Below are 9,312 nucleotides of genomic sequence, written 5' to 3' on the forward strand. Positions count from 1 at the left end.
GGTTGTGACGCCGAACGTATCGGTCATGTGGYGATGGGCAATGTCATTCCCACTGAGACGCGAGATGCCTACATTTCCCGGGTGGCCGCGATGAATTCCGGTATCCCCCAGGAAGCACCCGCATTCAACGTCAATCGCCTCTGCGGTTCCGGTCTGCAGGCGATCATTTCGGCGGCGCAGAGCCTGCTGCTGGGTGACTGCGACATCGCTATCGGCGGCGGTGCCGAATCCATGAGCCGCGGCCCTTATCTGCTGCCAGGCGCGCGCTGGGGTGGCCGCATGGGTGATATGCAGGCCGTGGACTACATGCTCGGCACCCTCCACGACCCGTTCCAGCGGATTCACATGGGCATTACCGCCGAGAATATTGCCGAACTGCATGGCATCAGCCGCGCAGAGCAGGACACCCTGGCGCTGGTCAGTCAGCAGCGTGCGGCGCGTGCGATTACCGAAGGACGTTTCGCCGGCCAGATTGTGCCGGTTGAAATCAAAACGCGTAAAGGCTCGCAACTGTTCGAGGTCGATGAGCATGTGCGTGGCGACACCTCGATCGAGCAACTGGCGGGCATGAAGACCGCATTCAAGCAGGGCGGCACGGTCACCGCCGGTAACGCCTCGGGACTCAACGACGGCGCGGCGGCGGTAGTCCTGGCCACGGGGGAGGCGGTGCAGGCCGATAACCTGCGCCCGCTGGCCCGTCTGGTCAGCTACGCGCATGCCGGTGTCGATCCGGTGTTGATGGGCTTGGGGCCGATCCCGGCAACCCGCCTGGCCCTGCAACGTGCCGGCCTGAAGGTCGCCGACCTGGATGTGATCGAGGCCAACGAAGCCTTTGCCGCCCAGGCCTGCGCCGTGGCTCGAGAACTCGACTTCGACCCGGTCAAGGTCAACCCGAATGGCTCGGGCATTTCCCTCGGCCACCCGGTCGGTGCCACCGGAGCGATCATTGTCACCAAGGCCGTCCATGAACTGCATCGTACCCAGGGCCGTTATGCCCTGGTGACTATGTGCATCGGTGGCGGCCAGGGTATTGCCGCGATCTTCGAGCGCGTTTGAGCAGGGGGGAGACGACCATGAGCGACGAAATTATCGGTGTCATTGGTGGCGGCATCATGGGCAGCGGTATTGCCCAGGTGTGTGCCCTTGCGGGCCTGTCCGTCGTGCTGGTGGATATATCCGAAGCCGCCTTGGCCAAGGCGCGGGTGTCCATTGATCGCAGCCTTGGCCGGCAGGTGGACAAGGGCACGCTGACGGAACAGCAGCGCGCCGCCGCGCTAGGACGCATCAGCACCAGTATCGACTATGCCAGCCTGAGCGACGCCGGCCTGGTGATCGAGGCGGCCAGCGAGAACCTGGACCTGAAGCTGCGCATCCTCAAGCAGGTTAGTGAGCAGGTCAGCGCTGAGGCCATCATCGCCAGCAATACCTCGTCGCTGTCGATTAGTCAGTTGGCCTCCCAGGTACAGCACCCCGAGCGCTTTATCGGCCTGCATTTCTTCAACCCGGTAGCGGTCATGACGCTGGTGGAAGTGATTCGCGGGCTGGCAACCACCGAGGTTTTCCATACCCGCACCCTGGCGTTCGCCGAGCGCATTGGCAAGACCGCGATCAGCACGGGTAACCGCCCGGGCTTCGTGGTCAACCGGATTCTGGTGCCGATGCTCAACGAAGCTATCTTCACCCTGCAGGAAGGCCTGGCCACTGCCGAGGATATCGACACCGGCATGCAGTTGGGTTGCGGTCTGCCCATGGGGCCGCTGGCGCTGGCTGATCTGGTTGGTCTGGATACCCTGCTGGCGATTCTGGAGTCCTTCCAGCAGGGTTTCGGTGATCCCAAATACCGCCCGCCCTCCCTGCTCAGGGAGCTGGTGGCAGCCGGTCGCCTCGGGCGCAAGAGCGGTCATGGTTTTTATCGCTATAGCTGATTAGCGGTTGCCAAGGATGGGCTACCGCTGGCTTTTCCCGGGAGTCTTGTCGTCATGAATACCAAGCGATCATTCGTCTCAGCATGCCCGGGCGAGTCAGGCGAGGCACCGCTCTCGCGCCTCGAGCAGATGCGCAGGCGCTATGGAGGAGACGCTCCTGGCGCGCTTGCTGGAGGCCGGCGCTACAGGCCCGCTGCCGGTGCTCAAGGCGACCTTACAAACTAACGGCGCCAGGCTCAACAACCTGCCGGCCTGGCTGGATCAGGCTGGTTTGTCCCCGACGCAGCGGCAGGAGGTGATCGGCGGGATCGTCCTCGGCTCGCTGTCCGGCGTTCTCAAGCAGCCGCCAGCGGCTGCAGATAGCGCAACCGTAGTTACGTTGCGCGTCCCTGGTGCAAGCCCGCGCGGCTGACCTTTCTATTAATCGGGGCATGCGCAATGCCCGCACACTGTCTGAGTAATTCAATCATGTCTGACTACCAAGCTCCCCTGCGCGATATGCGCTTTGTGCTCAATGAAGTGTTCGAAGTCTCCAAGCTGTGGGCCCAGTTGCCGGGCCTGGCTGAAGTGGTGGACGAAGACACCGCCGCGGCCATCCTCGAAGAGGCCGGCAAGGTCACCGGCGGCGTGATCGCCCCGCTAAATCGCAGCGGCGATGAAGAAGGCTGCTCCTGGAGCGACGGTACGGTGAAAACCCCGGCCGGCTTTCTGGACGCCTACAAGACCTACGCCGAAGGCGGCTGGGTCGGCCTCGGTGGCGACCCGGTATTCGGCGGCATGGGCATGCCCAAGGCGATCTCGGCTCAGATCGAGGAAATGGTCAGCTCGGCCAACCTGTCGTTTGGCCTCTACCCGATGCTGACCGCCGGCGCCTGCCTGTCGATCAATGCCCACGCCAGCGAAGAGCTGAAAGAAAGATACCTGCCGAACATGTACTCCGGCATCTGGGCGGGCTCCATGTGCCTGACCGAGCCGCATGCCGGCACCGACCTGGGCATCATCCGCACCAAGGCCGAGCCGCAGGCTGATGGCAGCTTCAAGGTGTCCGGCACCAAGATCTTTATCACCGGCGGTGAGCACGACCTGACCGAGAACATCATCCACTTGGTACTGGCCAAGCTGCCGGACGCCCCAGCAGGTCCGAAAGGCATCTCGCTGTTCCTGGTGCCGAAGTTTATGGTCAACGCCGACGGTTCTCTGGGCGAGCAGAACAGCCTGTCCTGCGGTTCCATCGAACACAAGATGGGCATCAAGGCTTCGGCCACCTGCGTGATGAACTTCGACGGTGCCACCGGCTGGATCGTCGATGCGCCGAACAAGGGCCTCGCTGCCATGTTCACTATGATGAACTACGAGCGTCTGGGCGTGGGCATCCAGGGCTTGTCCCTGGGTGAGCGCAGCTACCAGAACGCTGTGGAATACGCTCGCGACCGTATCCAGAGCCGCGCGCCGACTGGTCCGGTGGCTAAAGACAAAGCCGCTGACCCGATCATCGTGCACCCGGATGTGCGCCGCATGCTGCTGACCATGAAAGCGTTGAACGAAGGYGGTCGTGCCTTCTCCAGCTACGTCGCCATGCAGCTCGATACCGCCAAGTTCAGCGAAGACGCCGCCACCCGCAAGCGCGCGGAGGAGCTGGTTGCCCTGCTGACCCCGGTAGCCAAGGCCTTCCTTACCGATATGGCACTGGAAACCACCACCCATGGCCAGCAGATATTCGGCGGCCACGGTTATATACGTGAGTGGGGCCAGGAGCAGCTGATTCGCGACTGCCGCATCACCCAGATCTACGAAGGCACCAACGGTATCCAGGCGCTCGATCTGGTCGGCCGTAAAGTGGTCGGCAGCGGCGGTGCGTTCTACAAGCACTTCGCCGAAGAGATCAAAGCCTTCACCGATTCGGCCGACAGCAGCCTGGCCGAATTTATCGAGCCACTGAAAGGCGCCATCGCGAACCTTGAACTGATGACCGCTGACCTACTGGAGCGGGCCAAGGCCAACCCGAACGAAGTCGGTGCTGCCTCGGTCGAGTACCTACAGGTGTTTGGCTACACCACCTACGCCTATATGTGGGCACTGATGGCACGTACCGCCCTGGCCAARCAGGATCAGGACAAGTTCTACGTCAGCAAGCTGGGCACCGCACGTTTCTTCTTCGCTCGCCTGTTGCCGCGTATCCACTCTCTGACTGCTTCGGTTAAAGCCGGTAGCGAGAGTCTGTACCTGCTGGATGCGGCGCAGTTCTGATCGTCCCATGCCCAGGCTCCCAAGCCTGGGCAAACTCCTGATCGCGGCATTCCTGCCGTTGTACGTACTGCGCGCCGATCCAACATTCAAGCCCTCAACAAGAACCAGGTAGGCCTCAGCATGCTGAAGACAAAAATAATTACCTCCGCGCAAGGTGCCTACAGTTATCCCTTGCTGATCAAGAGCCTGCTGCTGTCTGGCCAGCGCTAGGAAGCAGAGCAGGGACTGCGCCAGAACTGTCCCGGCGTAGCGCCTATGATTAACTTGTAGACCCGAGTTAGGGGCTGGTCGGCGACCCACGAGGTGATGTCTACCTCAGCCAGGCTGATAGCAGTTCCCAACAGTTTGTGCGTTCGCCGCACCCGTGCATTCTTAAGAGCGGGCCCTTTGGACCCTTGTTCACGGCAACATCAATCGCCAACTGTCAGTGATCTCCCGACCGAGCCTTTTCAGTCTGGAGACCCTGGGCACTCCGGGGCAAAGCCTTTCCACCACTCAGGTCGGTCAGGTTGCTGCTGATAGGTCTGCACCTGATCAGCCGCACTGCCCAGCAGTTGCTCGACGCTGAGACCTCGTTTGACTACATATTCATCCAGCTCGCGTACAGCACGGGACAACACTTCATAGCCGCCCGTGAACACCGCAGAGGTCATCTCTGTGGCGCAGGCCCCGGAAAGTAAAAAGCGCGCGACGTCCAGCCCGCTACGAGCGCCGTTGGTGGCGATCAGCGGGTAATCGTCGCCCATGGCTCTGCGCGTCATCATCAGCCAGCGCGCGGTCAGTGGTAGCGCCCAACCGCCACCTATTGCGGCACTGGTTCCCAGCACGGGCAGCCCGGTTTCCAGATCCGGCAGAAAGCCCATGAAACGTCCCATCATCACGACACTGTCGGCTCCGCCCCTGCGCGCGGCCTGAGCCAGGCCGACGACGTCCTCGCTTTGCCCGGTGAGCTTGATCCACAGCGGTAATGTCGTCGCCTGCCGGATACGCGACACAATGGCTTCAATGCGTACCGCGCCCCGCTCAAGGACGATGGCACCCTTGGCTGCTTCTTCACCGTGAGGGGCGCCAATGTTCAGCTCCAACACTCGCAGGCCAGCCTGTTCGATCTGCCGGGCGTACTCCGCACATTGTTCAAGGTCACTGAGGATCAGGCTGGGAATAACGTAAGCATCTTGCTGCCGAGCTTCCAGATCCAGCTTAACCAGGTCGTCGAGCCATTCGGCAAAACCGCGCTGAACCAAGCCTGAGCGACCGAACAGGCTGGCATCAGGCGGCGGGGAAAAGTCCCACGGCAAGCGGTTCCAGTTCGAGTCCAGCAGCACATAGTCCGTCTTGTCGAGCTGGTGCTTGGCGGCTTGTGATTCATTGGTGGATTTGGCTACCACCGCACCAGCACCGGTGCCCAGGGCTGCGCGGATGGCATCGCGAGTCATGGACTGCTCGCCAGCTCCACAGATGACCGGGTTCTTAAAGGACAGTGTCCCAATTTGTGTGATAAGTCGCGTCATGACCGTGCACTCACAGGTTCATCAAGCGGGAAGCGTTGCCGGAGGTCATCTTGCGAATATCCTCGTCGCTGTAGTTCAGATCCAGCAGTTGGCCAATCACGTTACGAAAGCCCTCGGCGATGCTTGGATTGCCTTGCTGGCCCAAGTCGGAACCGAGAATGGTCAGGTCCACGGTTCCCGCTTCGATCACTTGTTGCAGAAATTGATCATCGTAGAATTTGAACTTCGATCCAGGCACCCACATGCACATGGAGTGCTCCATGTAGACGCCAGCACGTGCCAGTTCGCGCATGTCATCGAGCGTGGCGTCGACCACGTACGTCGGATGGTTGACCAGCAGTTTTTTAACCCCACGTTTGCGAGCCTCTTCGAATAGCGGCCAGATTTCCTTGATGTTGAGGTGACCGGCAGACAGCACCACGTCTTCTGCGGCAATAAGATCGAGGATCGCTTTCACCTCTTCCTTCAGACGACCGTTTTCATCGAGTACGGTCAATGGGATCGGCTGCAGCATGCGTTGAGTGGTTTGCGGAAATTTTTCGGTGAATTTCTCATCCTGATGGTGATGGGCGATGTGGTTGGCCGAAGAAAACGTTGGCATCCAGACCAGTTTCGCCCCCAACTTCAAGCCGTGCTCGACGGCATGGACGTTGAGCCCGCCGACCGAATTGTTCAGGGGGACGCCCGACAGCATGTGAACGCCAAGCTCGCTGAAGTGTTTGTTCAGCAGGGTCGTCACCGGTGTGCAGCTGTAATAGTGATCCTTGAGCAACACCGCCTTCAAACCAGCCTCGCTGGCTTCACGCATGGCTTCAATATGGTCGCAGTAGCGCGGCATGACCGAGGGACCGCTGTGGCAGTGCAGGTCGATGGCGCCGCGCATGAGGCTGTCGATTCGCGCCTCACGTTCTTCGTTGGTGGATGTATTGATGATGGCGTTCATGGGGTTACCTTTTGTTGTTTTGCAGGCGGTTCAGCGAGTCACACTGTGGAAATGACGCACCTGTTGAGTCCAGCCAGCGCGCAGCACCGCCTGGTCCGAGCCCAGAATGAAAAAGCGCATCCCCTTGTTGCTGAAGCGCTCCAGGTCTTCGCTGTTGGAGACAAAAATTCCGGCAGCCTTGCCGGCTTGAAGTGCGGCGTCGATCACGCGGCTGACAGCGGACTCGACGCGCGGATCATCCAGCGTACTGACGCCGAGCGAGACGGCCAGGTCGGCTCGCCCGACCAGCAGGCAGTCGATCTGCTCGACGCTGGCGATCGCCGCGAGGTTGTCCAGTGCCGCGCGGTCCTCGATCTGGGCAATGATCGCGTGACGACCATCCTCAGCGGCCATGTGTTCGACGAGGTTGGCGTTGCCATAGCGGCCGGCCCTGGGCGAGTTGGAGAAACCACGACTGCCATGGCGATACCGGGTTGCCTGCAATATCTGACGTGCCTGTGCAGCATCGACGATATGGGGCAAAACCAGGCCGTCGGCACCCAGGTCCAGCGCCTGCAACAGCGTGCTGGGGCGGTCGTCGGCAACGCGCACCAGGCCGGCTACCTGCGCGGCACGGCAGGCCAGCAGGCCACGATCAAGGCTGCCTTGATCGAAGGGCGCGTGCTCGGCGTCCAGCACCACTGCATCCAGCGTGCAGTCACCGGCAATCTCCACCACCGCATGGCTTGGTGTTTTGATGAACGTGCTGATCAGTGACTGGCCGGCGCGCAGCCGGGTCGAGAAGCTCATGCCGTTCATGACCGTGCTTGCCCGGCGTCGGCGAATTCGCCAGCCTGGTATTCGATCAGGTGCCGATAGTCATCGCGAATCGGCGAGAACACGTCCAGGTTCATCACCACGTCGTCACCGATCGGTTCGGCGTAATGCACCACATGGGGTGGTATGCGGATCATGCTGCCCGGTCCCCCTTCGACCACGTCGTCACCCAAATGAAAGCGCACGCGTCCTTGCACGATGATCACCAACTGTTCGAAGGTGTGGCTGTGGGGAAAAACATCCATGCCCGGGGTCAGCCAGTTCATGACRCACAGCGTGTTATCGCCACGGAAAGCCACGCGCTCAACGCCTTTGCGGACGGTTTCGCGAGGCAGGTCATCCCAGTTATGAAGCAGTGCATTGGCAATACTCATCGGCTCGTACCTTTGTTTCTCTTGTGGGAATTATGTTTCTCTGTGAGATAAAGCTAGCGCGCTCGACAATAAGTGGTCAAGCGACTTTTTGGCCTTGACATCCAAGCTTTTCGACTCCTAGGATTGTGCTACACAGAGAAACATAGTTTCTTTCAATGAAACTGGTTGCGTTCAATTCTCCAAAGGTCCAATTACATGCGAGTTATCGAATCCCTGCTGATTGACGGTCAATGGTCTGCTGGCGCCCACGAGCGTCAGTCCGATGTGTTTAACCCTGCCACCGGCGAGTTGATCGCCAAGCTGAGCCTGGCCGCGACTGCCGATCTGGACCGCGCGCTGGCGGCGGCACAGCGTGGCTTTCAGGTGTGGCGCAAGACCTCGGCCTACGAGCGCTCGAAAATCCTGCGTCGTGCGGCCGACCTGGTGCGTCAACGTTCGGATGAAATAGCAGCGCTGATCACCCTGGAACAAGGCAAGCCGCTGGCGGAAGCCAAACTTGAAGCCTTCGGCGCTGGCGATCACATTGATTGGTACGCCGAAGAAGGACGTCGCGCGTACGGCCGAGTGATTCCTGCGCGTGCCCGAGGCGTCCGACAAACCGTCTTGCGTGAGCCCGTAGGGCCGGTAGCGGCTTTCAGTCCCTGGAACTTCCCGGTCAGCCAACTGGTGCGCAAGATTGCCGGCGCACTGGCGGCCGGCTGTTCGATCATTGCCAAAGGCCCGGAGGAAACCCCTTCATCCTGCATCGAGTTGTGCCGGGCGTTTCAGGATGCCGGCGTGCCTGACGGCGTACTGAACCTGGTGTTTGGCGTACCGGCCGAAGTGTCCGATTACCTGATCCGTTCCGAGATCATTCGTAAAGTGTCGTTCACCGGCTCGGTACCGGTCGGTCGCGCGTTGGGTGCGCTGGCGGGTCAGTACCTCAAGCGCTGCACGCTGGAACTGGGCGGGCATGCACCGTTCATTGTTTGCGATGACGTTGACGTCAAGGCCGTGGCGGCGTTGGGGGCGGGCCTGAAATTCCGCAATGGCGGCCAGATCTGTGCCTCGCCTACGCGTTTCTATGTGCAATCGGCGGTGTTTGAGCAGTTTGTTGATGCGTTCTGCGCGGCCGGTGCAGCCATAAAGATAGGTGACGGCCATGATGCTTCGACGCAGTTGGGCCCGTTGGCCAATCCACGTCGCGTGGCCGCTGTGCAGGAGTATGTAGATGATGCTCTGGCTGTCGGCGCTCAACTGGCGTTGGGTGGTAAAACCGTCGACGGCGCAGGCTTCTTCTATCCCGCCACGGTGCTGACCGATGTGCCGGAAAACGCACGGGTGATGAACGAAGAACCGTTCGGCCCGATCGCGTCTATTGTCCGCTTCGATACCGTCGAAGAAGTCATCGAGAAGGCCAATGGCTTGTCCTTCGGGCTGGCAGCGTTCGCGTTCACACGATCGATCCAGCGCGCTACGTTGCTGGCTGATGAGTTGGAGTCCGGCATGGTCTCCAT

The 9,312-nt window shown here is 60.7% G+C and carries 9 protein-coding genes and 1 pseudogene; 6 read left to right on the forward strand and 4 right to left on the reverse strand.

The window, feature by feature from the left end; genetic code table 11:
* From bktB to AC1DVH_RS21415, 5 genes and pseudogenes are all read left to right on the forward strand, one after another.
* Positions 1–1,056, forward strand: a 1,056-nt coding sequence (bktB, locus tag AC1DVH_RS21395) for a beta-ketothiolase BktB (protein WP_477755489.1), incomplete at its 5' end; no start/stop codon positions are given.
* Between the two features lie 17 nt (positions 1,057–1,073).
* A complete protein-coding gene (locus AC1DVH_RS21400; RefSeq protein ID WP_477755490.1) occupies positions 1,074–1,925 on the forward strand; it encodes a 3-hydroxyacyl-CoA dehydrogenase NAD-binding domain-containing protein in 852 nt (283 codons plus the stop codon).
* Positions 1,926–2,067: 142 nt separating this feature from the next.
* Positions 2,068–2,337, forward strand: coding sequence for a hypothetical protein (locus AC1DVH_RS21405; RefSeq protein ID WP_477755491.1), 270 nt, complete (start codon positions 2,068–2,070; stop codon positions 2,335–2,337).
* Between the two features lie 56 nt (positions 2,338–2,393).
* Entirely contained in the window at positions 2,394–4,172 is a 1,779-nt protein-coding gene (locus AC1DVH_RS21410) for an acyl-CoA dehydrogenase C-terminal domain-containing protein (RefSeq protein WP_477755492.1), read from the forward strand.
* A gap of 120 nt (positions 4,173–4,292) precedes the next feature.
* Positions 4,293–4,379: pseudogene (locus tag AC1DVH_RS21415) on the forward strand (hypothetical protein); the annotation flags it as partial.
* A 242-nt stretch (positions 4,380–4,621) separates the two neighbouring features.
* Here the strand turns inward: AC1DVH_RS21415 and AC1DVH_RS21420 are convergent.
* The 4 genes from AC1DVH_RS21420 to AC1DVH_RS21435 are packed head-to-tail and all read right to left on the reverse strand — an operon-like array spanning position 4,622 to position 7,816.
* Positions 4,622–5,683, reverse strand: a complete 1,062-nt coding sequence (locus tag AC1DVH_RS21420; protein WP_477755493.1) for a beta/alpha barrel domain-containing protein — start codon at positions 5,681–5,683, stop codon at positions 4,622–4,624.
* Between the two features lie 10 nt (positions 5,684–5,693).
* A complete protein-coding gene (locus AC1DVH_RS21425) occupies positions 5,694–6,626 on the reverse strand; it encodes a DUF6282 family protein (protein ID WP_477755494.1) in 933 nt (310 codons plus the stop codon).
* Between the two features lie 30 nt (positions 6,627–6,656).
* Positions 6,657–7,424: an HpcH/HpaI aldolase family protein gene (locus AC1DVH_RS21430; RefSeq protein WP_477755495.1), complete on the reverse strand. Its 768-nt coding sequence runs from the start codon at positions 7,422–7,424 to the stop codon at positions 6,657–6,659.
* Positions 7,421–7,816 (reverse strand): cupin domain-containing protein, encoded by a 396-nt coding sequence (locus tag AC1DVH_RS21435; protein ID WP_477755496.1) that lies wholly within the window; start codon positions 7,814–7,816, stop codon positions 7,421–7,423. Before AC1DVH_RS21435 ends, AC1DVH_RS21430 begins: the two co-directional genes overlap by 4 nt.
* Positions 7,817–8,011: 195 nt before the next feature.
* Here AC1DVH_RS21435 and AC1DVH_RS21440 point away from each other — a divergent pair.
* Positions 8,012–9,312 (forward strand): NAD-dependent succinate-semialdehyde dehydrogenase (locus tag AC1DVH_RS21440; RefSeq protein ID WP_477755497.1); only part of this gene is annotated, 1,301 nt, incomplete at its 3' end.

Source organism: Pseudomonas sp. P4_C3 (genome assembly GCF_056402075.1).

What these genes read in the sequence shown, in the direction of transcription:
- AC1DVH_RS21400 (WP_477755490.1), top strand. Translation starts at nt 1,074, where the DNA reads ATGAGCGACGAAATTATCGGTGTCATTGGTGGCGGCATCATGGGCAGC.
- AC1DVH_RS21405 (WP_477755491.1), top strand. Translation starts at nt 2,068, where the DNA reads ATGGAGGAGACGCTCCTGGCGCGCTTGCTGGAGGCCGGCGCTACAGGC.
- AC1DVH_RS21420 (WP_477755493.1), bottom strand. Translation starts at nt 5,683, where the DNA reads ATGACGCGACTTATCACACAAATTGGGACACTGTCCTTTAAGAACCCG.
- AC1DVH_RS21425 (WP_477755494.1), bottom strand. Translation starts at nt 6,626, where the DNA reads ATGAACGCCATCATCAATACATCCACCAACGAAGAACGTGAGGCGCGA.
- AC1DVH_RS21430 (WP_477755495.1), bottom strand. Translation starts at nt 7,424, where the DNA reads ATGAACGGCATGAGCTTCTCGACCCGGCTGCGCGCCGGCCAGTCACTG.